This window comes from Steroidobacter sp. (assembly GCF_016790065.1).
Classification (GTDB): domain Bacteria; phylum Pseudomonadota; class Gammaproteobacteria; order Steroidobacterales; family Steroidobacteraceae; genus Steroidobacter.
Genome location: NZ_JAEUPY010000916.1, coordinates 1 through 22358, shown reverse-complemented (window position 1 = coordinate 22358; position 22358 = coordinate 1). Strand labels below are relative to the sequence as shown.

Sequence of the window (22358 nt, the reverse complement as noted above, 5' to 3'; positions counted from 1 at the left end):
AGAAAAAGATTCTGGAGCTGGGTGCGGATAACGTCGCCGCATTCATCGGCGAGCCGTGCCAAGGCGCTGGCGGTGGTATCGATCCGCCGGCGACTTATTGGCCGGAGATTCAGCGCATCTGTAAGAAGTACGATGTGCTGGTGGTCGCTGATGAAGTGATCTGCGGCTTCGGTCGCACCGGCGAATGGTTCGGTTCGCAGACGTACGGCATTGCTCCCGACTTCATGCCTATGGCCAAAGGACTGTCCTCGGGCTATCTGCCGATCGGCGCCGTGGCCATTCACGATCGAGTCTTCGACGTGCTGAGCGAAGGCGGCAAGATGATTCATCACGGCTTTACTTACTCGGGCCATCCGGCTGCGTGCGCAGTTGCACTGGCCAACATCGCACTGATGAAGAAGGAAGAGCTGGTAGATCGAGTGAAGTCGGACACGGCGCCGTATTTCCGGGCTCAGCTGCAACAGATGGCCGACGCTCATCCCATCGTCGGTGAGTTTCGCGGTGTCGGACTCATCGGCGCTCTGCAACTGGTGCAGGATAAAGCCAAGCGCAAAGTGTTTCCGATGGAGCACGAGGCGCACGTCAAGGCGCGCGACTTCGCGATGCAGAACAATTTGATCATGCGGCCTGCGGGCTGGCAGACCATCGTGTTGAGCCCGCCGCTGGTGATCACGCGCCCACAGATCGATGAGCTGGTGGCAAAGGTGAAGCGCAGTCTGGATCAGACCGCACAGCTGTACGGCATGCTGTAGTGACCGAACCACGTCTGCGTGCCATTTTCGGTGGTTCGGTTGGCAATCTGATCGAGTGGTACGACTGGTATGCGTACGCGGCCTTCGCGATCTACTTTGCGCCCAGCTTTTTCCCGGACAGCAATCCGTCTCTGCAGCTACTGAATACGGCGGCGATCTTCGCCGTCGGATTCCTGATGCGTCCCATCGGCGGCTGGGTGATGGGGCGCTATGCAGATCGTCGCGGTCGGAAGGCGGCGTTGACCTTGTCGGTCATGCTCATGTGCCTGGGCTCGTTGATCATCGCAGTGACGCCGACGTATCAGACCATCGGGATTGCAGCTCCCGCGTTATTACTCATCGCACGCCTGATTCAGGGTTTCAGCGTCGGCGGCGAGTACGGCACGAGCGCGACCTACATGAGCGAGATTGCGACCAGCGGCAGTCGCGGTTTCTATTCCGGCATTCTGTACGTGACGCTGATCATGGGGCAGCTGCTGGCGCTGGGAGTGCTGATGACTCTGCAGTTCCTGGTGCTCGATGCCCAGCAGCTCGAGGCCTGGGGTTGGCGGATACCGTTCGCCATCGGTGCGCTGGCTGCGGTGGCGGCGCTCTATCTGCGTCGTAACCTGGTCGAGACCGACGCATTCAAGGACAAGCCGGTAGCAGCCGAAGCCGGGCAATTGCGGCTGCTCCTTCGCCATCCGCGCGAAGTGCTGATGGTCGTGGGGCTGACCATGGGCGGCACGCTGTTCTTCTATACATTCACGACGTATATGCAGAAGTTTCTGGTCAACACCGTCGGCCTGAGCAAGGCAGAGTCGACGCTGGTGTCGACGCTCAATCTGCTGATCTTCATGGTGTTGCAACCCCTGATGGGAGCGCTGTCCGATCGCTATGGACGGCGCCCGATGTTGATCGTATTCGGCGTGCTGGCGTTGTTTGGGACGGTGCCGCTGCTCTCCGCATTGGCCGAGGCGCAAAGTGCCTGGACGGCTTTTTTCCTGATATTGATCGCGCTGACCATAGCCTCGCTGTACAGCTCGATCAGCGCCGTGGTCAAAGCGGAATTGTTCCCGGTCGAGATCCGCGCGCTGGGAGTAGGGCTGCCATACGCAATCACCGTCTCCGTGTTTGGCGGCAGCGCCGAGTACATCGCTCTATGGTGTAAATCCGTCGGTCACGAAGCGCTGTTCTATTGGTATGTGACTGGCTGCGTATTCTGCTCGTTGCTGGTGTACCTCTTCATGCGCGAGCCGCTGCGGGAGTCGCGGATCTAACCGACAAAGCCAACAGTACTAGCAACCAACAGCGATAAACCACGATAGCAAACGGCTTTGCCGAGCGCTTCACTGGCGCCTGCCCCTCAAAATGCATGTTAACTCGGGGGATTCGTGGACCGCCGGTGGGAGCAGATGAAAGCGGCCGTGGCGGCCGAATCCTATGAAGGAAAACTGGTCAGCGAGTCGGTGGCAGACAACCCCGTTTGTCGGCTGCTGATCGATCCGTCGGTGCCCTGTCTGTTATTACACTGGCGTAAGGACGCGACCAGCCTGCAGCTACGCTTCATCCTCGAGAGTGTCATCATGATTCTCCAGGCTGAGGCTCTGCAATATTTGATCGGCGATGACGGGCACATCCTGCGCATCGGCCCGGACGACCAAAGCTGGATCGCAAAGGACTGGATGCCGCGTGCGGTTTCAGCCGGGTTACATGCCGCTGCCAGCACGGTGCCGTTCTCCCACCTGGGGAAATTCGCCCTCGAATCCATTCATGCCGGCGTGCCCGCCGGGCTCGCGGTTGGCTCGTTCGAACACCTGGAACATGCCAAGCGCTGGTTGCGTGATCGGCGCTTGAGAGAACAAGACAAGGCCTCCTGAAATCGGCAGCTCAGCTGCGCAACTTCCAGCCAAAGCCACGGTCGAATCGTCGGCTTTGGTGGTCGAAACAAGGAGCTGAGGATGAAGGTGTCGAGACGCGCGGTCACGCAAGGTGCCCTTGGAACACTAGCGCTGGGGCTGGCGAACGTTTCTCTCGGGAATCAAGCGCAAGCATCGCGGCTGTTCGAGCAGGCTGATCTGCGCGGCCTGCGATTGCGCAATCGCGTGGTCATGGCGCCAATGACTCGCGGTCGGGCGGGAGCGGCTCGCACGGCGAACGCGCTGATGGCTGAGTACTACGGCCAGCGCGCTGAAGCCGGGTTGATCGTCTCCGAAGCGACTGCCATCTCAGCCCAAGGATACGGCTGGAATGGCTCGCCTGGGATCTACACCGAGGCGCACGCAGCAGGCTGGCGGCTCGTCACGGACGCGGTGCATGCACGCGGCGGCCGCATCTTCCTGCAACTCTGGCATATGGGTCGCGTCTCGCATCCGGATTTCCTCGATGGCGCGACTCCAGTGGCTCCTTCGGCGATTGCAGCGGCGGGCGACACTTACACCCCGACGGGAAAGAAGCCGTACGTACAGCCACGCGCCCTCACCGAGCCGGAAATTGCAGATATCGTTCGCGACTACGCACGAGCGACCCGGCTGGCCAAGCAAGCAGGTTTCGATGGCGTGGAGATTCACGGTGCCAACAGCTATCTCATCGATCAGTTCATTCGCGACGGATCGAATCGCCGCACGGATCGGTATGGCGGGAGCATCGAGAATCGCTTGCGCTTGCTGGTCGAGGTCACTGAAGCAGTGACCAAGGCATGGTCGGCGGATCGCGTCGGTGTGCGGCTGTCACCGAACAATAGCTACAACGACATGCGCGACAGCCAGCCTGTCGCTACATTCACTGCCGCCGCGGCGGCACTCGATCGATTCGGGCTCGCCTATTTGCATTTGGTGGAAGACGTGGTGGCCACACCGCAGAACGTGCGGACTGCGCCGGCTATTCGCAAGGCATTCAAAGGCACGCTGATTTTGAACAGCAGCTATGACTTGAACAGCGGCACCGCGGCGCTCGCTGCAAACGCAGCCGATCTGATCGCGTACGGCAAGCCGTTTATCTCCAACCCGGATCTGGTCACTCGCTATCGCAAGGGGTTGTCGTTGGCTGAGCCGAACTCCAAAACGTTCTATTCGGATGGCGTGCAGGGGTACACGGATTACCCTGCTACGAGCGGCTAAAGCTTAGTGAGTGGCCCGAGGAGCGATCCTCGGGCCACTTGGTAAATGTTTACCGGCAATTGCTCCTGCATTGCCGGCATTCCCACCGTCCCTGGCGGTTTACCGGCAATTGCTCCTGCATTGCCGGCATTCCCACCGTCCCTGGCGGTCTAGAACTGATTCATCGTGTTGTGTTTGCCGCCAGCCTTGAGCGCGGCTTCACCGGCGAAGTATTCCTTGTGATCGTCGCCGATGTCCGAGCCGGACATGTTCTGATGCTTGACGCAGGCAATACCTTCGCGAATTTCCTTGCGCTGGACGCCGGCAACGTAAGCCAGCATGCCTTCGGCGCCGAAATAACCTTTGGCCAGATTGTCGGTGGACAAGGCAGCCGTGTGATAAGTCGGCAGCGTGATCAAGTGATGGAAAATCCCGGCGTCTCGAGCCGCGTCACGCTGGAAGTTTTGAATACGACGATCGGCTTCCTGCGACAGCTCGGTGGCATCGTAATCGGCGCTCATCAGCTTGGCGCGGTCATAGGCCGACACATTCTTGCCGTCCTTGCTCCAGGCATCGAACACCTGCTGACGGAAGTTCAGCGTCCAGTTGAACGACGGGCTGTTGTTGTAGACCAGCTTGGCGTTCGGCACGACTTCGCGAATGCGATCCACCATGCCCTTGATCTGGCCGATATGAGGTTTCTCGGTTTCGATCCACAGCAGGTCGGCGCCGTTCTGCAAACTGGTGATGCAGTCGAGCACGCAACGATCTTCGCCGGTGCCGGCGCGGAATTGGAACAGGTTGCTGGGCAGGCGCTTGGGACGTAACAGCTTGCCGGCACGATTGATGATGACGTCGCCATTCTTCATGGTGTCCGGCGTCACTTCGTCGCAATCCAGGAAGCTGTTGTACTGATCGCCCAGGTCGCCAGGTTCGCGCGTGTAGGCGATCTGTTTGGTCAGGCCAGCGCCCAGGGAATCGGTGCGAGAGACGATGACGCCGTCATCCACGCCCAGTTCCATGAACGCGTAACGCACGGCGCGAATCTTTGCGAGAAAGTCCTCGTGCGGCACAGTGACCTTGCCGTCCTGGTGACCACACTGCTTTTCATCCGACACCTGGTTTTCAATCTGGATACAGCAGGCGCCGGCTTCGATCATTTGCTTGGCCAGCAGGTAAGTGGCTTCGGCATTACCAAAGCCCGCATCGATGTCAGCGATGATCGGCACCACATGAGTCTCGAAACTGTCGATGCGGCTCAGCACCTGCTTTTCTTTGGCTGCATCTTTCGCGTCGCGTGCCGCGTCTAGATCGCGGAACAGACCGCCGAGTTCGCGAGCATCCGCTTGACGAAGAAAGGTGTACAGCTCTGCGATCAGCGCCGACACCGAAGTTTTCTCATGCATGGACTGATCCGGCAGCGGCCCGAAATCGGAGCGCAACGCTGCCACCATCCAGCCGGACAGATACAAATAACGACGCTTGGTCGAGCCGTGATGTTTCTTGATGGAGATCAGCTTCTGCTGACCGATGAAGCCATGCCAGCAGCCGAGCGACTGGGTGTATTGGCCGGCATCCTTGTCATAGGCGGCCATGTCCTGGCGCATGATCTTCGCGGTGTAGCGTGCGATGTCCAAACCCGTTTTGAATCGGTTCTGCAGACGCATCCGCGCGACATATTCCGGGCTGATCGCGCTCCAGCTCGGGCCGTTTTGGGCGATGACCGCGCCGGCCTGATCGGCGGTGCTTGCATAGTTCGACACAGACCTACTCCTGTTAGAGATGACAGACCGGGCAGCGCCGGTCCCAGGGGGCAACCATAGCTGGCCGGTATCAGGACGTAAAATATATGATTTGTTGAAGAACGGTACTTTAAATATATGGCTCCGGCATGACTAATAGATCATGGAAATCAACGCTTTAGAATGAGGATGTGCCGCTACGGAGCTTCGACTAGTGATGGGCGCGACGCTTCAGCTGCTCTCGGAACGCATGCAGCAGCGGTTCGGTATAGCCGTTCGGCTGAGCCGCTCCCTCGAAAACCAGGGCGCGAGCCGCCTGAAAGGCCAGGTTGTTCGACACATCGGGCGACATGGGCCGATAGTTCGGGTCGGCGGCGTTCTGCGCATCGACTCTGGCGGCCATGCGCTCGAATGCCTGCTCCACATCCTGGGCAGTGCAGATGCCGTGCATCAGCCAGTTGGCGATGTGCTGCGAAGATATTCGCAACGTGGCGCGGTCTTCCATGAGCCCGACATCGTGAATGTCGGGCACTTTCGAGCAGCCGATGCCTTGATCGATCCAGCGCACCACGTAGCCGAGAATGCCTTGTGCGTTGTTATCGAGTTCCTCGCGGATCTCCGCCGCGTTCCAATCGGTTTTCTCGGCGAGTGGAATGGTCAGCAGCGCGCCGAGCGGAGCAGCGGGTTCAGTTGTGAGTTGCGGGTGACGGGCGAATACGTCGACACGATGATAGTGCAGGGCGTGCAGAGTGGCTGCTGTTGGAGAAGGCACCCAGGCCGTCGTCGCTCCCGCGTTTGGATGAGCGATCTTCTGGGTCAGCATGTCTGCCATCTTGTCCGGGGCAGCCCACATTCCCTTGCCGATCTGCGCGCGTCCACTCATGCCTGCGGCGAGCGCGATCTGCACGTTGCGTTGCTCGTAGGCACGGATCCAGTCGCTTTGTTTCATGGCGTTCTTACGAATCATCGCGCCGGCACGCATCGAGGTGTGCATCTCATCGCCGGTGCGATCCAGGAAGCCGGTGTTGACGAACACGATTCGATTTCTGACCTCGAAGAGGCACGCGGCCAGGTTGGCTGAAGTGCGCCGCTCTTCGTCCATGACACCGATCTTGATCGTATAGCGAGCCAGTTTCAGCAAGTCTTCGATCGCATCGAACAGACGATTGCTGAAGGCCACTTCAGCCGGGCCATGCATCTTCGGCTTGACGATGTAAATCGAACGCGTGCGACTGTTCGCGTGACGAACAGTCACATCGTGAAGGGCAATGAGGCTACCGATGACGCCATCGATGATGCCTTCCGGTGCCTGAGAACCATCACTCAGCAACACGGCGGAAGTGGACATCAGGTGACCGACGTTTCTCAGGAACAGCACACTGCGACCGGGCAGGGTGAAGCGCTCGCCGTGCGGTGCCAACCAGTCGCGATCGGGTTCCAAGGCGCGCGTCAATGTCTTGCCGCCTTTTTCGAACGAGGCGGTCAGTGTCCCTTGCATGAGTCCGAGCCAGTTGGAATAGGCCGCGACCTTGTCGTCGGCGTCTACCGCGGCGATGGAGTCTTCCAGGTCGACAATGGTCGTCAAAGCGGCTTCAAGAACCACGTCGGCCAGTCCCGCGAGATCCTGTCGTCCAATCGAATGCTTCCGATCCAGCACCAACTGGATGTGCAGGCCATGATGTTTGAACAGGAGGCCGGTAGGTTGATCCGCGGGCCCCGTATAGCCGACGAACGCGGCAGGGTCGCTCAATGCGGGTACCAGCGCGCCGTTCTGCACAGACCATTGCGTCACATCTTCGTGACGCATCGACTGCAAGGGCACCGTCTCATTCAGAAAGCGCTTTGCATAAGCGATGACTTGCTGGCCACGCTCCGCATCGTAGCCGGGGCCGCGAGCCTTGCCCGGTAAGACGTCCGTTCCGTAAAGTGCATCGTACAAGCTGCCCCATCGTGCGTTGGCGGCGTTCAGGGCGAAGCGTTCATTGAGCGCCGGCACGACCAGTTGCGGTCCCGCGAGCGTTGCAATCTCCGGGTCCACATTCTGCGTGGTGATCCGGAAATGAGCTGGCTCGGCGACCAGATAGCCGATCTCGCGCAGGAACCGTTCGTACTCGACGGCATCGATCGGTTGGCCTCGTCGAGCGTCGTGCCACTGATCGATCTGGGTCTGCAGACGATCTCGGTCTGCGCGCAGCTCGCGGTTTTCGGGCGCGAAGCGCTTTAACAATTCGGCAAACCCTTGCCAGAACTCAGTCGGTTCCAGGCCCGTGCCAGGCAGAACGCGTTGCTCGATGAAGTTGCTCAGGCACTCGGCGACTCGCAGGGAGCCACGGGCGACGTGGGTCGGCATTTGAATTCGATCTCCAGGCCTGGGAAAGGAAGGCCCGACGGCCGGCACGATAACGTCCCGTGGATTTTTTCGGTATATGCAATAAAGTTAAAGAACCTGTTCTTATTTGGAAAAGCTGTGGAGCGCGAATACGAGCTTTTTGTCTGTGTAGTCCGTAGCGGCAGCCTGTCCGCGGCGGCCCGAACGCTGGGCCTGTCACCCGCGATGGTCTCAAAACGGATTGCACGCCTCGAGCAGCGACTGGGAGCGCGATTGATCTCGCGCACCACGCGGCAGCTGACGATGACGGATGTCGGGGAGCAATTCTTCGAGCGTGTGGTTCACATTCTCGCCGCGGCAAACGAGGCCGAGGCGATGGTCAGCGGCCGTGCGCAGCAGCCTTCGGGAAAATTGCGCGTGTCAGCGCCGACGTCGTTCGGCAGGTTGCATGTGACGCCATATGTGCCGGCTTTTCTAAAACGATTTCCAGCGGTGTCGATGGAGCTCGAACTCGACGATGCTTACATCGATCTGGTCGAGCGGCGTATCGATCTGGCCATTCGGATCGCCTCCGAGGTCGGCTCCGGTCTCACCGGACAGCGGCTGGCTGCGAATCATCGCGTCTTGTGTGCAAGTCCGGACTACCTCGCGCGTCACGGTGCGCCGACGACACTAGAGGAATTGTCCAAACATTCATTGCTGGGTGCGGGCTCTCAGTTCCCGTGGCGCCTCCAAGATCGTAACGCACCCGTTCTGGTGCATGGGCGCAGCGTCGTGCCCACCAACTCGAGCGAAGTAGTGCGCGAGCTTGCCGTTGCCGGATTGGGTATCGCGCTCCGCTCGAAATGGGATGTCGAGCGTGAGTTGGCATCCGGCGCGTTGCGGGTCATCCTTCCACAGTTCCCCGGAGCCAGCGACGTGGCGATCTTCGCTGTCTCTCCTGCAGCGAGCTTAGTGCCGCCCAGCGTGACCGCGTTCATCAATCATCTGGCGGAGGCTTATCGCGTTGTTCCGAGTCTTGCCTGAGTGTTTGTCAGAGTCGTCCGGTCCGCAGCTGGATCACCACCGCCGATCCTATCTTTCTACATGACAGGCCCGCGCGGATCTGCGCATTTGTGCCGCATGGCTCGCTGATTCTTGCGCCCGCATCGGCAAAAGTCTTTTGTTTTCAACGAACAGTCCTAATCGTCGCAGGCCTGGACGTGGATGGACTGGAGCGCGGGCCGATCTCATATTCTGGCTCCAGGGATCGGCACGTTCATAAAAAAAAATTGGTTGGGAGGCCTGCGATGAACCTTAAGCCAGCGGCGCTTGGGCGCCAGTGTGTTCTGTCCACGGCAATTCTTGCAGCGAACGCCTTCGTAGGCAGTGCCTACGGCCAGGCGACACCCGCTGACACTACCGCCAATACTCGAGCCTCGACGCTGGAGGAGGTGATGGTAGTTGCACAGCGCGCTCGTCGCGTCAGCAGCGGTGCGACCAACCTCGACATGGAGATCAAGGAAACCCCGCAGTCCATCAGTTTGATCACCCAGGAACAGATGGAACAGTTCGGCGTCGACGACCTCAACGAAGCGCTGCGGCTGGCCACTGGCATTCAGGTCGAGCAGGTGTCGACCAACCTCACTCAGTTCCTGGCGCGCGGCTTCGAAATCAAGAACACACAGATCGACGGCGTCGGCCTGCCCAACGGCTGGGGACTGGTCACCAACGCGATGGACGCCTTCGGCTTCGAGAAGCTGGAAGTGATCCGCGGCGCGAACGGTTTGCTCACCGGCGTGGGCAACGCTTCGGGCACCATCAATTACGTGCGCAAGCGGCCGACCAACGAAGCGCAGGGGCATGTCGGTGTGACCGTCGGCTCCTGGGATCGCCGACGCGTCGAGGCGGACTATTCGACGCCGTTCAATGACGCGGGCACCTGGGCCGGCCGCGTGGTGGTCGCGACGGAGGAAAGCGACTCGTACCTGCGCGACTTCGAGACCGATCGAAAATATGTGTACGGCGTGATCGACGGACAGATCGGCGAGCACGGCACGTTGGCGGTCGGCTATTCCTGGCAGCAAGCCGATACCACCGGCAACATGTGGGGCGCGCTGACCTTCGTCAGCAACACCGGTCAGCAGCTCGAGTGGGACCGCAGCGCTTCCACCACCCAGGACTGGACCTACTGGAACTCGAACACTCAGGCCGGCTTCGTGGAGTACACCCATCAGCTCGCCGAGCGCTGGCAACTGAAGGCCTCATATAACTACCGCGTTTACGACCACGACTCCAAATTGTTCCTGGGCTATTCGGTCAGCGGCATCGACCCGGCGACGGGCGAGGGACTATTGGGCTGGGCCTACAAGAGCCCGTACGAAACCAAGGCCCACCTTGGCGACGTGAAGTTGAATGGCCGGTTCGAGCTGTTCGGCCGCGAGCATGAAGCGATGCTCGGCGTGAGTCTGGCGAGGAGCGAAGGCATGGACTATTACCAGCCGACCGACTTCGACAACCCGGCCTTCGGTTTCCTGCCCAGCTTTCCGTATGCCGGCGATGTGATCCCGGAGCCGGTCTGGGAGGGGCGCGTGGTCTACACCAAGTTGGATCAGCGCATGAAGCGCGTGTTCGGTGCGACGCGGCTGGCGATGACCGACCGGCTCAAGGCCATCGTCGGCTTCAACTGGGCCGAATATCAGCGGACCGGCTACAACACTGACACCGGCACGTCCTTCGACCAGACCACCAGGGACGTGAGTCCGTATGCCGGCCTGACCTTCGCCTTCACCGACAAGGTGCTCGGCTACGTCAACTATTCGTACATCTTCCAGCCGCAGGAACAGATCGATTACGACAGCAACTATCTGGATCCGAGCAAGGGCGTGAACTACGAAGCCGGCGTCAAAGCCGAGTGGCTGGATCGGCGTGTGCTGACCACGCTGGCCTGGTTCAACGCCAAGCAGGAAGGCCTCGCCACCTATGTCGGCACCCGCTTCATGGACGGCTACGCCTATGGTTACTACAACGCGGTCGATGTTGAATCCAAAGGCATCGAGTTCGAGGTCACCGGCAAGCTCAATGAGTACACCGATCTGCTGTTGGGCTATACCTATCTGAAGATGGACGGCAACGAAGGCGATGACACCTACGCTTGGGTGCCGCGTCGTACCGCGAACGTGATGCTCAGCGCACGCGTGCCGAGTTACACGGCACTGTCCTTCGGTGTCGGCGGTAAGTGGCAGAGCAAGGTCTTCAACGCGGACAGCTACACCGATTATCTGGTGCGCCAGGGCAGCTATACCTTGCTTAACGCTTTCGCCGCTTGGGACGTTCAGCCCAATGTCACGGTGCGCGCCAACGTCGGCAATCTCACCAACGAGAAGGTCATCCTCAGCGTGTACGACATGAGCTATTACAATGCTCCACGCAACTACACGGTGAGCTTGGACTGGCGTTTTTGAATGAGCCGCATCGTCAGTAGCATCGCTGCCGGTCTGTTGTTGGCCGGCGGCGCTGTCCCCGCCGATACGCCGGTGTTCGCGGGGCCCGGAAACCGTGATTGCGCCGACTGTCCCGAAATGGTCGTCGCACCCGCGGGGGAGTTTCGGATGGGTTCTCCGGATCGTGAGGAGGGTCGCGACTCTCACGAGAGCCCGCTGCACACGGTCACGTTCGCCAAGCCGTTTGCGATCGGCAAATACGAAGTCACATTCGACGAATGGGACGCGTGCGTGGCGGCGCAGGCGTGCACAGCCGTGGCGGACGAGGGTTGGGGACGCGGTCGTCGCCCCGTCATCTACGTCAACTTCGAAATGGCGATGGGCTATGCCAGATGGCTGACGCAAAAAACCGGTAAGCAGTATCGCGTGCCGAGCGAGGCCGAGTGGGAATACGCGGCGCGCGGCGGATCGACGACGCGTTGGTTCTGGGGCGAGGACTCGACGCGGGCCTGCGAATTCGGCAACGTGGGTGATGAGTCGGTGAAGCAGGAACACCCGGATTGGCCCCGACACGACTGCAACGATGGCTACGCGAAATCATCGCCGGTGGGCAGCTTCAAGCCGAACGCATTCGGCTTGCACGACACGGTGGGTAATGTGTGGGAATGGGTCGAGGACTGCTACAACCCGTCATATGAAGGTGCGCCCGCGGACGGTCGCGCCTGGCTGACAGGAGACTGCGTCAGGCGTGTCGATCGCGGCGGCGGCTGGTACAACAAACCGGAAACGGTGCGCTCGGCGCTGCGCTATGCGGGCGACGACCCGAACAGAAGAAACAACGCGCTCGGGTTCCGGGTCGTCAGAACATTGCCGTAACAACCTCGGCACTACACAACGTTCGATCTGTAAACATGAAGCGACAGTGGATTCTCGCCGTGATGGCGGTGGTTGGGTTGGCTGTGGTCGGCGCCGTCTGGTGGTATTCGCCGATGTTCGAGCTGCCTGCACCGAACGGTCCGCACCGCGTGGGCGTCAAAGCGTTCGCGCTCGTGGACGCAAGCCGCCAAGGTCTGCTCGGCACACCTGCGAGCGAGCCGCGAAGAATTCCGATTCGGGTCTGGTACCCGGTGGCGGATGATGTCCAAGGCCCCACACGGCCCTATCTCGACAGCTACGAAGCAGTCTCATTCGGCCAGAACATGGGCAGGGGCCGTCACTCCTTTGCCTATCTGAGTCGCATCGACACGCACTCGATTCTCGATGCGCCCGTGAAGCGTGGTCCGAATGCGTGGCCAGTGGTGTTGTTCAATCACGGATTCTGGTGCTACCCCGAACAGAACACCGCGATGATGGAGCAGCTCGCGAGTCACGGCTATGTGGCAGTGAGCATCGGGCACCCCGGTGATTCGATCGAGGCACGCTTCGACACTGGAGCCGCTGTGCAGCCGTTCTCCGGCGCGGACGAGACACTCGACGCCGAGTTGCAAGCGGGTATCGAGGCATTCATGGGCGGCTCGACTGGCGATGCGCGCATGGCGGGCCTGAAGCGCTTCGAAGCGGCATCGATGGCCCATCGCATCGGTGCCAGCGCCCTTATCTGGCGCGACGACAACTTGTTTGTTTTTCAGGCGCTGCGTACCGGGCAAGTGCCCGACGATGTGCGAGAGGTTGCGGCGGCAGTGGATTACACGAGGCTGGGCGTGGGCGGCATGTCTTTTGGTGGCAGCACCGCGCCTTCGGTTTGTCAGGCGCTCCCCGAATGCAAGGCGGCAGTCAATCTGGATGGCGAGAGTTTCGATTTCTCGATGTACAACGTCGAGCTGCGCGCGCCGCTGCTGATGTTCCTCACGGGCGAGCGCTTCTTCGGCGCACAGTACGATGACCTGAGCTTGAATCCAAACGACTACGCTTACGAGCGCTGGGCTCACGCGGGAGAGCGGGAGGACATAGTGAGAATGCGAGTATCCTCGCTCCGGCACGTTGGGACCCTGGATTTGCTACTAAGCGCGCCGCGACCGTGGAACGCAGAGTTGTACGGCACGATCGATGGCCGCCGCGGCACGGCGTTGATTGCCGACGCGGTTCTGCAGTTTTTCGACCAACACGTGCAAGGCAGGCAGGACGTCGACTTTCCTCGCAGCTTCTACGCTCAGTATCCGCAAGCCGCTGCGCATGATGCTTCACACGTGCGTCAGTGGTGGCTGAAGCGAAATGTCGATTCCGGTTGCAGCGAGGAAAGCATCCGCGCGGCAGCGCCGCTGAATGATCCGAAGAGCATGCGCCTGGGCGATTGGATCGCCGCGCCAAAGGGCTGCTGAAAAAAACGAATCAGGAATCCGCGTTGTTCAACTATCGAGGGTAACTATGAGTTCGGGAGAGATGTCGCGGCGGGATGTGCTCAAAGGGTTGGCGACGGCGGGGGCGCTCGCGGGCACTGCGCTGGGTTCGGCACGGGCCCAGACGTCGAGCGCATGGGATTCCATTGTGATCGGCGCCGGTGTGTTCGGTGTCTGGACCGCATGGAACCTGCAACGCAAGGGGCACAAGGTGCTGCTGCTCGATGCCTGGGGCGTGGCGCATTCACGTTCCTCTTCCGGCGGCGAGACGCGCCTGATCCGAACTGAGTATGCGGGCAACGAGTTCTATACCCGCTGGGCCTGGGAATCGCTGGCCGAGTGGCAGGCGTTGTCGCGGCGACACGAGAGCCCGATCTTTCGCGATGTGGGCGCGCTCTACATCTATCCGCGAGATAGCGCGGAGATCGACCGGAGCATCTCGATGCAGCGAGCCCTGGGCATTCCCATCGAAAAGCTCGGGGTGTCCGAGATGGCGAAGCGCTGGCCGCAGATTGGCTTCGAGGGCATTGCTGTCGGCGTCCTGCAGCCGACCATGGGCGCGCTGATGGCCCGTCGCAGCTTGCAAACCCTCGTGGCAGATTTTGTAGCGGCCGGCGGCAGCTTTCGTCAGTTCGCAGTCGATCCGCCGCGTTCGACGCAAGCGTCACTCGATGCGATCACTGGCACCGGCGGCGAAAAGCTAAGTGCGAGCAATTTCATTTTCGCCTGCGGTCCCTGGTTACCCAAGCTGTTTCCGGAGGTCGTCGGCGCGCGAATCGTTCCGACCCGCCAGGAAGTATTCTTCTTTGCTCCCGAGCCCGGCGACCGGCGGTTCGAGGGCGCGCAGCTGCCGGCCTGGGTGGATATGAGCAGCAAGGACCTTCACTACGGTTTTCCTGACATCGAAAGCCGCGGCTTCAAGATCGCACTCGATGCTCATGGTCCCGCGTACGACCCGGATGCGAGCGATCGCAGAATCACCGACCAGGGGCTGGCGGATGTGCGGGCCTTTCTCGCGCGACGGTTTCCAGCGCTCGCCCGGCGCCCGTTGGCCGAGTCTCGGGTCTGCCAGTACGAGAACAGTCACGACGGTAATCTGCTGATCGATCGGCACACCGCTTGGGCCAATGTATGGCTGGTCGGCGGCGGCAGTGGCCACGGATTCAAACATGGGCCCGCCGTGGGTCGCTATGTCACGGATCTGGTGCTCGGCTCGGGCAAGGCCGAACCGCGCCTGGCTCTGGCGTCCCATCGGGTTCACGACTGAGCCGGCTCAAAACTAGCCGCTCCCTACTCTAAAGACGAGCGAATCCCCAAAGCGCTGCACTGGTAGCAGAATATTTTTGCCGATCTGGCCGGGCTCATTGGGGTGGCGTAATGTGGCGCGCAGATGAGCCCCCACCTTGAACCTGGCGACTTTCTCGATGACTGGTTCGAGAAAGAAATCCTCCCGCACGAGGCTGCGCTGACGGGGTATCTGCGGCGAGTGTGGGGCAAGAATGCCGATGTCGATGACTTCAGACAAGAAGTCTACGTCCGCGTGTACGAAAGCGCGTCCCGCGGCCTGCCTGAGTCTCCTCAGGCTTTTCTGATCGCCACCGCGCGACACCTGATCGTGGATCGGGTGCGTCGCGAACGTATCGTGGCCATCGACTACACGCAAGATCTGGATCCGCGAAACGTCTTGGTAGATGAAGTCACGCCGGAGCGGCGGTTGACTGCGCGCCAAGAGCTGCGATGCCTCGCCGAAGCGCTCGATCAACTATCGGCCGACTGTCGTGCGGTGGTGTGGCTGCGACGCGTTGACGAATTCTCGCAGCGGGAAGTCGCCGAGAAACTGAGCATGCAAGAGGGCACGGTGTCGAGTCATCTGGCGCGAGGTATCAAGATTCTGACCAAGGTCGTACTAGGGAACATGACAGAGATGAGTAAGAAGGACGCTGCCAAAGAGGTCGACAATGAAGTCGGACGAAAGTAACTCGCTGGCGCCCGCTCAGGCTATCGAGGACGTCGCGGTCCAGTGGCTGTTGAAACAGGACAGCGGCGAGTGGAGCGAGCTGGATCAGGCGGAGTTCGATGCGTGGCGCAGTAGTTCCATCGCGCACCGAATCGCTTTCATTCGGCTGAAAGCCGGTTGGAAGGGCGCTGCTCGTATGAAAGCGCTGGGTGCGGGTGTGCCTCGCGGCGCGGTGCCGCCGCCTGCTTCGTGGGGCAGCGATCTCTTTCCCGGCCCCAGATTGCCAACGCTGAACTCGGCGGAGTCTGTGTCACCGAGTCAGAACGACGCTGCGCCTCGTGTTCGAAACTCGGTGCGGCTGTACCGAATCGCCGCGGCGGCGCTGCTGGTGCTGGGCATTGGCTTCTACGTCAACGAAGCAGTGTTTTCAGGCAAGGATCTGTACTCCACGCCAGTGGGTGGATTGGAAACGGTGCCCCTCAAGGATGGTTCGCGGATCACACTCAATACGGATACGCGCATTCATGTCGCGCTCAATGCTAGAGAGCGGCTCATCGAGCTCGATCAGGGTGAAGCCTTCTTCGAGGTGGCCAAGGATCCGCAGCGGCCGTTTTCAGTGCGAGTCGACGACAAGCGCGTGGTGGCCGTTGGCACCAAATTCTCCGTCCGTCGCGTCGGTAGCGATGTTCGCGTGGTTGTGACCGAAGGCGAAGTGAGGTTGGAGCAGAGCTCCGGTGCTTCCTTCCTACGAGCCCCAAGCTCAAACGGTATGCACGCGACCACGGGGCTGGTTGCTGGCGCTGTCGCTCGTACCGCGCAGGAGCAAGTGATATTGCGTCGGGACTCGGTCTCGGCGGCGGAACGGTTGCTGAGCTGGCGCAGTGGCTATCTGTTGTTCGACGGCGCCTCGCTCGCCGACGCCGTTGCCGAGTTCAATCGTTACAACACGCGTCAGATCCTGATCGCGGATCCTGCGATCGCGGCCTTTCGTATCACTGGGAATTTTCGTGCTGGCAACACGGATGCTTTTTTGTCGTTACTGACGGAGGTGTTTCCCGTGCGCTTGGAACAGCGCGACGCTAACGTGGTTCTCACCAGCCACTGAAATGTTCTTCGGCGTGCAGCGGATTGCATTCCCGCTCGTCTTTTATAACGAACAGGGCCAAATCCGAGAGTCCTGGCAGGGGAACCGAGCAATGCCGAGTCAGATCAAGCGCAAGAGTGTTCTACTGGCGGCGGCCTGTGCGTTGTCGCTGTCGATGGCGGCGCTCGCCGACGGGCCGAAGCAAGTGGACGTGCCGGCGGGCTCGTTGACCAGTGCTCTGAAAAGCATCGCCGAGAAATTTGGGGTAGAGATCGCATTCTCCACCGATCAGCTCAATGGCATGCAGACGCGAGGCGTGCATGGCGAGTACACCGTTGAGCGGGCGGTGAGCGAGTTGCTACAGGGAACGGCGCTGAAAGCCATCGTTCACGAAAGCGGTGCCATCCTGATCTCGGGAGGCAAGCCAGAGTCGAGCAGCGCCGTCGAATCCGAGAACATTTCCGAGGTGCTGGTGCAGAGCCGGCGGCCATTCACCGATCAGAACGTCGACATGGTGCGCACGATTGACGATGCGCAGCCTTACCAGATTCTGAACAGCGCCAAGATCGAGAAGTCCGGCGCGGCCAACATCGAAGATTTTCTGCGCCAGAATCTGAGCATGAACGCTGCGACCGTATCCAACGGCGCCGCGGCCACCAATTATCTCGGCAATACCAGCACCATCGATCTGCGTGGCCTGGGAGCCAACCAGACGCTGATCCTGATCAATGGACGGCGCACCATCGGGCCGAATTTTTTCGGCGCCACCGGCCAGACCGACATCAACGGCATTCCGCTCGCTGCCATCGATCGCATCGAAGCGCTGCCCACCTCAGCATCGGCGATTTACGGAGGCGCGGCGTTGGGTGGCGCGCTGAACGTCGTGCTGAAGCATGACTACGACGGCGCCGAGATCAAAGTGGGTTACGACAATCCCACCGGTGCCGATGCGCCACGACGTTCCGTCGACGGCGTCTATGGCTTCAAGTTGGAAGACGGCAAGACCAACGTACTGATCAGCGGACATTACTCCGACGTGGCGGCAATGCGGGTTCGTGATCGCTCGGAGTTGAATGGCCGGATCGATCGCATCCTTCGCAATAATCCGGCGCTGGTCACATCGTCGACACTGCCCTATAGCTTTGGCACGACGCCCAATATCACTTCCACCGATGGTGGACTGCTGACATTGCGCGATGGCACGCCGTTGAATTCCGCCAACACGTTTATTCCTAGTGGCTTCACTGCGGCATCCAACCCCGCGGCACTGGTCGCCAATTCCGGGCGCAGCAACTTCGCTCATCCCGATATCGTGAGCCTGACCGCAAACGGCGCCGCGCGTGGCAGCCAGATGGGTTCGGAAGCAACGGTGAAGTCATTCGGCGTGGTACTACGCCGGCAGATGTCGGACAACATCGAACTGTTCGGCGAATATTTCTACGCCAGCAATGAAGCGTTCTCGATCACCAATGCGCTGTTCGACAACTACACCATCGCCGACACGGCGCCGACCAATCCGTTTCAGCAAGCGGTGAACATCAGCATTCCGGCGAACATCGCGCAATCCTATCGGACTCATAGCACCAACCGCCGCGCTGTAATTGGAGCGGTCATGGACCTGGCGCATGATTGGCGGGCGGAGGCCGACTACACGTGGAGTTCCAGCCGCGCCGGCTACACGTCCGAGACAGCAGCGTTCGATTTCTTTGCACTACAAGGAGCGCTCGACAGCGGCGAGTTGAATCCTTTCGTGGATACGCTGGCGAATCCACTCGATCTGTCGCGCTACCAGGCGCCATTCGGCTTCACAGCGCCGTCGACGCTCGAGAACATTGGCTTGCGATTCGCCGGACCGTTGCCGGAGCTGTGGGCCGGCCAGCCGACGCTGGCCATCGGCTTGGAGCGCCGCGAGGAAGGCTTGGATGACGGCTATTTCCATCGCGTCTCGCCGAACTTTCCGAGCAGTGGCTGGGACTACTACTCGAAGTATCTGAGTCAGTCACAGACGGTCGACAGCATCTATCTGGAAACGCTGTTTCCGTTGGTCGCTGCCCGCAACGGCGTTCCAGGCGTGCGTGCATTGGATCTGCAGGTCGCCGTCCGTAGCGAGCGCTACGAGGTGGGCACCGGCACCGGCTCGCTGCCGACTGGCCCTGACTATCAAATCGATCCGACCCAAGTGCAGCGTAACTCGGTGGACTATGTGTCCACCAATCCGACCATTGGCCTGAGATTCAAGCCAATCGACAGCCTGACGTTTCGTGCGAGCTACGCCACGGCGTTCCTGCCACCGTCGTTCTCGCAGATCGTGGAGAGCGAGGTGTCGCTGCCGTCCTCGCCGGTATTGGTCATCGATCCACAACGCGGCTTCACGGCGATCAATGTGCTGCGAATCACGGGCGGCAATCCTCGGCTGAAGCCACAGGAGTCCAAGAGCTTCAACATCGGCGTGATCTATGAGCCGGAGTTCCTGAAGAACGCTCGTTTCAATCTGGAGTACTACCGGATCGAGCAGCAGAATTTGATTCTCGCGCCGAACCCGCAAAACATCATCGATAATGAAGCGCAGTATCCGGGCCGCGTGCAACGCGCACCGGTCGCGCCTGGCGACCCGTACGCGGTGGGGCCGATCACGTTGGTGGATTACAGCCTGATCAACGCCAACGAATCCGCCACCGACGGCTTCGACCTATCGGCGTCCTATCGCTGGCGCACGCAGCGTTACGGTGCGTTCAACGTCACTGTCCAGGGCACGCTGATCGAGAGCTACAAGGTACAGAACTCCTTCGATTCGCCGCTGCAGGAGATCGTCAACGAAGTGGCCTATGGCGGACCGCTGAAGTTTCGCGCCAATGCTGCGTTGAATTGGGATCTGCGCGAATGGTCGGCGGGCTGGACCGTGATGTACTACGACTCGTACCCGCAATATCACTTCGGCACCGATACGTATGTGCTCGCCCAAGGCGGATCGCACGTCGCGAGCCAGATGTACCACGACGCGTACGGCAGTTATACGTTCGCCGAGGACCGAGCAGTACTAGGCGACGTGACGCTGCAGTTCGGCGTGAAGAACATATTTAATAAGGCGCCGTCGTTCGACGCGTACTACGCCAGCTATCTCTACTCCAGCCCGTTCGGTAGCACCCGGATGCGCACATTGTGGCTGTCCGCCGCGAAACGCTTCTGAACTGACGGAGTCCTGGCGATGACAAAGCGATGTGGAGCCTTGCTGCTCCTGTTGTTGGCGTATGGCGTTGGTTTTGCTGAACCCGCGCCGAGTTCTTGGGCAATTACCAATGTGCGTGTCGTCGACACGCGCACTGGCACCGTTGGGCAACCGGTCGATGTTGAGCTTGCCGGTGGGCGCATCAGTGCGATTCGTCCTGCGGGCAGTTCGCCGCAAGCAATGAAGAAGCACGATGGCACGGGCCGCTTCGTCGTGCCGGGTTACTGGGACATGCACGTGCATGTCAACGGTAACGATGCTGAGAAATGGATGCTGCCCATGTTCGCAGTCGCGGGCGTCACCGGCGTGCGCGACATGAATGGCGACTGCTTCTGGGCTTCGGACTGTAGCGAGAGCATGGTTTCGATGCGCTCCTTGCAGCGTCGACTCGAAAGCGGCGAAGTGCTCGGGCCGCGCCTGCTTGCAATTGCCAGTGCTCAGGTCGTGGGGCCGCGAGGACTCGGCGACGATGCACCGTCGTGGTCGGCGCCGGGTAATGCAGCGGATGCGCGACGCATGGTTCATGAGTCGCAGAAGCGGGGCGCGGATTTCATCAAACCCTACACGTCAATCCCGCGCGAGGCCTACTTCGAGTTGTTACGAGCCGCCAGTGCGAGCGGACTGCGTCTGAGCGGCCATGTGCCTATGTCAGTGAATGTGGTCGAAGCGGCGGAAGGCGGCCAGCTTTCCATCGAGCATGCCGTCACGCCGGCATTGGACTGTTCAACGTATTCCGATGGGCTGCACGAGCGCTATGCACGTTGGGCGGCTCGCGAGAGCGAAGAGGGTAACGAGCGGGGGTATTACCCGAAAGTGTTGGCCAGTTTTGACTCAGCACGCTGCGACAAAATCATCTCGCGTATTGCCAAGACCCGTGTCTGGTACGTGCCGACGTTGCTGACTCGACGCTTCGAGGCGAGATCTGACGAGAAGGCGTTTCGCGAAGATCCGCGGCTGCGTCTGGTGCCGACGGATGTTCGGACCTACTGGACGGATGATGCGGATTCGCAAGCGAAACTGTTCAAGGAAAAGCCGGAGCAGAAGCGCGCCTACGTGGACTTCTACGAACTCGGCGTGCGTCTCACCGGAAAGATGCATGCGGCCGGTGTGCCCATTCTGGTGGGGACCGACGCGCTGGATAGTTATTCCTTCCCCGGCTCGGGCTTTCATGACGAGATGCTGGAACTGCGCAAGGCCGGATTGTCGAACGCTGCGATCTTACGTGCCGCCACTCTGAGCGCTGCGGAGTACTTGGGGCGAGAGGCTGAGTTCGGCACGGTGGAGCCGGGCAAGGCGGCGGACCTGGTCATTCTCAACGCCGACCCGGTGCAGAACATCGAGAACGCCGCCAAGATCGAAGCGGTGGTATTGAACGGTCGCTTGCTCGCACGCGCTGAGCGGCAGCGAATCGAGGCAGACGTGGCTCGCTTTGCGGCGAAACTCAAGGCTACGGCGGAATAGTCGTGGTGTCAGTCATACGCCGGATGCCACTGCTGGTCTCGGTGGCGGTGAGCTTCTTCAGCATGGCGCCGGCGGCGGCGCAGAAGCTGGACTCCACCATTGCCATCGGTCAGAGCACCACGCTCTGGTCCGCCGTCTTACAGGAACAACGGCGGTACTTCGTACATCTACCGCCGCACTATGCGCAGTCCGGCAAAGCTTATCCAGTGTTGTACCTGCTCGATGCGGAGATGCAGTTTCATAGCGCGACCGGCATCGTGCAGTTCCTTTCATCCGTCAACGATCGCATTCCCGAGATGATCGTGGTGGGCGTGACCAACAGCGATCGAACGCGCGACCTGACGCCGCCCATCACACATCCGAGCTGGGCAAAGGCACGCGAAGAAAAATCGGGAGGCGGTGCGAATGTTTTCCTAAAGTTCCTCGCCGACGAACTCATACCCGCCATCGATGCTAGCTACCGCACTCAGCCCTACCGTGTGTTGGTCGGGCACTCATTCGGCGGGCTCTTCAGCCTGCACACGTTGAGCAATCGCCCGGATCTCTTCCAGGCGCACATCGCCATCAGTCCATCACTGTGGTGGGACGATGAAGCGCCAATCGCTGCGGTGGAAGAGGGGATCCGGCGTGCCGGAAAAGCTCCGTGGTTGTTCATGAGCTGGGGTGACAACGAAGCGAATATTCGCGACACCAATCGAAAGCTGGTGAACGCCTTGGAGACGAAACCACCGTCGGGCTTGCGTTGGGAGCATCGCTACTATCCCGGCGAAGATCACATGAGCACACCGCATCGCAGTCTGTACGACGCGTTGCAGGCATTGTTCGCGGGTTGGCGCATGCCGCGCATGGTGGGTGACGTCGAGCAGCGATTCGATATGCGAGGCGTCGAAGCGCACTACTCAGCGCTGGCTGCACGATTCGGATTTCCGATAGCGCCATCTCCCGCCGCGTTCGCAGTAGCTGCGGATGGAC

At 60.5% G+C, this 22358-nt stretch carries 16 protein-coding genes; 14 read left to right on the top strand and 2 right to left on the bottom strand.

Translation table 11 applies throughout. The features are described from left to right. The 4 genes from JNL55_RS36565 to JNL55_RS36550 form a co-directional block, all read left to right on the top strand. Positions 1 to 752: aminotransferase class III-fold pyridoxal phosphate-dependent enzyme (locus JNL55_RS36565; RefSeq protein ID WP_293866819.1), on the top strand; the 752-nt coding region annotated here is incomplete at its 5' end. After that, positions 752 to 2011, top strand: a complete 1260-nt coding sequence (locus JNL55_RS36560; protein WP_293866816.1) for an MFS transporter — start codon at positions 752 to 754, stop codon at positions 2009 to 2011. The genes JNL55_RS36565 and JNL55_RS36560, both read left to right, overlap by 1 nt. A 135-nt stretch (positions 2012 to 2146) precedes the next feature. Beyond that, entirely contained in the window at positions 2147 to 2611 is a 465-nt protein-coding gene (locus JNL55_RS36555; RefSeq protein ID WP_293866813.1) for a hypothetical protein, read from the top strand. An 81-nt stretch (positions 2612 to 2692) separates the two neighbouring features. Beyond that, positions 2693 to 3850 carry an alkene reductase gene (locus JNL55_RS36550; protein ID WP_293866810.1) on the top strand — a complete coding sequence of 386 codons (1158 nt, stop codon included), beginning with the start codon at positions 2693 to 2695 and terminating at the stop codon, positions 3848 to 3850. A 149-nt stretch (positions 3851 to 3999) separates the two neighbouring features. Here the strand turns inward: JNL55_RS36550 and JNL55_RS36545 are convergent, their stop codons facing one another. Next, complete coding sequence (locus JNL55_RS36545) at positions 4000 to 5592, bottom strand: isocitrate lyase (RefSeq protein ID WP_293866807.1); 1593 nt, start codon at positions 5590 to 5592, stop codon at positions 4000 to 4002. 190 nt (positions 5593 to 5782) lie between these two features. Next, entirely contained in the window at positions 5783 to 7921 is a 2139-nt protein-coding gene (locus tag JNL55_RS36540) for a malate synthase G (RefSeq protein WP_293866804.1), read from the bottom strand. A 117-nt stretch (positions 7922 to 8038) separates the two neighbouring features. Here JNL55_RS36540 and JNL55_RS36535 point away from each other — a divergent pair, with 117 nt between their 5' ends. From JNL55_RS36535 to JNL55_RS36490, 10 genes are all read left to right on the top strand, one after another. Next, positions 8039 to 8926, top strand: coding sequence for a LysR family transcriptional regulator (locus JNL55_RS36535; protein WP_293866802.1), 888 nt, complete (start codon positions 8039 to 8041; stop codon positions 8924 to 8926). 263 nt (positions 8927 to 9189) lie between these two features. Beyond that, positions 9190 to 11343, top strand: coding sequence for a TonB-dependent siderophore receptor (locus JNL55_RS36530; RefSeq protein WP_293866800.1), 2154 nt, complete (start codon positions 9190 to 9192; stop codon positions 11341 to 11343). 39 nt (positions 11344 to 11382) lie between these two features. Then, a complete protein-coding gene (locus tag JNL55_RS36525) occupies positions 11383 to 12198 on the top strand; it encodes a formylglycine-generating enzyme family protein (RefSeq protein WP_293866797.1) in 816 nt (271 codons plus the stop codon). A 35-nt stretch (positions 12199 to 12233) separates the two neighbouring features. Next, complete coding sequence (locus tag JNL55_RS36520; RefSeq protein WP_293866794.1) at positions 12234 to 13640, top strand: hypothetical protein; 1407 nt, start codon at positions 12234 to 12236, stop codon at positions 13638 to 13640. Between the two features lie 46 nt (positions 13641 to 13686). Then, positions 13687 to 14925 (top strand): FAD-dependent oxidoreductase, encoded by a 1239-nt coding sequence (locus tag JNL55_RS36515; RefSeq protein WP_293866791.1) that lies wholly within the window; start codon positions 13687 to 13689, stop codon positions 14923 to 14925. Positions 14926 to 15048: 123 nt separating this feature from the next. Continuing rightward, a complete protein-coding gene (locus JNL55_RS36510) occupies positions 15049 to 15636 on the top strand; it encodes an RNA polymerase sigma factor (protein WP_293866788.1) in 588 nt (195 codons plus the stop codon). Further along, positions 15617 to 16720 carry a FecR family protein gene (locus JNL55_RS36505; protein ID WP_293866784.1) on the top strand — a complete coding sequence of 368 codons (1104 nt, stop codon included), beginning with the start codon at positions 15617 to 15619 and terminating at the stop codon, positions 16718 to 16720. The genes JNL55_RS36510 and JNL55_RS36505 overlap by 20 nt, the downstream gene beginning before the upstream one ends. A gap of 91 nt (positions 16721 to 16811) precedes the next feature. Beyond that, the gene (locus tag JNL55_RS36500) at positions 16812 to 19886 is read left to right on the top strand and encodes a TonB-dependent receptor (protein WP_293866781.1); all 3075 of its coding nucleotides are present in this window, start codon (positions 16812 to 16814) and stop codon (positions 19884 to 19886) included. Between the two features lie 18 nt (positions 19887 to 19904). Further along, positions 19905 to 21386, top strand: coding sequence for an amidohydrolase family protein (locus tag JNL55_RS36495; protein WP_293866778.1), 1482 nt, complete (start codon positions 19905 to 19907; stop codon positions 21384 to 21386). A 2-nt stretch (positions 21387 to 21388) separates the two neighbouring features. Then, the coding region (locus JNL55_RS36490; protein ID WP_293866775.1) for an alpha/beta hydrolase at positions 21389 to 22358 on the top strand (970 nt) is incomplete at its 3' end.

What these genes read in the sequence shown, in the direction of transcription:
- JNL55_RS36555 (WP_293866813.1), top strand. Translation starts at nt 2,147, where the DNA reads ATGAAAGCGGCCGTGGCGGCCGAATCCTATGAAGGAAAACTGGTCAGC.
- JNL55_RS36550 (WP_293866810.1), top strand. Translation starts at nt 2,693, where the DNA reads ATGAAGGTGTCGAGACGCGCGGTCACGCAAGGTGCCCTTGGAACACTA.
- JNL55_RS36540 (WP_293866804.1), bottom strand. Translation starts at nt 7,921, where the DNA reads ATGCCGACCCACGTCGCCCGTGGCTCCCTGCGAGTCGCCGAGTGCCTG.
- JNL55_RS36530 (WP_293866800.1), top strand. Translation starts at nt 9,190, where the DNA reads ATGAACCTTAAGCCAGCGGCGCTTGGGCGCCAGTGTGTTCTGTCCACG.
- JNL55_RS36520 (WP_293866794.1), top strand. Translation starts at nt 12,234, where the DNA reads ATGAAGCGACAGTGGATTCTCGCCGTGATGGCGGTGGTTGGGTTGGCT.
- JNL55_RS36515 (WP_293866791.1), top strand. Translation starts at nt 13,687, where the DNA reads ATGAGTTCGGGAGAGATGTCGCGGCGGGATGTGCTCAAAGGGTTGGCG.
- JNL55_RS36510 (WP_293866788.1), top strand. Translation starts at nt 15,049, where the DNA reads ATGAGCCCCCACCTTGAACCTGGCGACTTTCTCGATGACTGGTTCGAG.
- JNL55_RS36505 (WP_293866784.1), top strand. Translation starts at nt 15,617, where the DNA reads ATGAAGTCGGACGAAAGTAACTCGCTGGCGCCCGCTCAGGCTATCGAG.
- JNL55_RS36500 (WP_293866781.1), top strand. Translation starts at nt 16,812, where the DNA reads ATGCCGAGTCAGATCAAGCGCAAGAGTGTTCTACTGGCGGCGGCCTGT.
- JNL55_RS36495 (WP_293866778.1), top strand. Translation starts at nt 19,905, where the DNA reads ATGACAAAGCGATGTGGAGCCTTGCTGCTCCTGTTGTTGGCGTATGGC.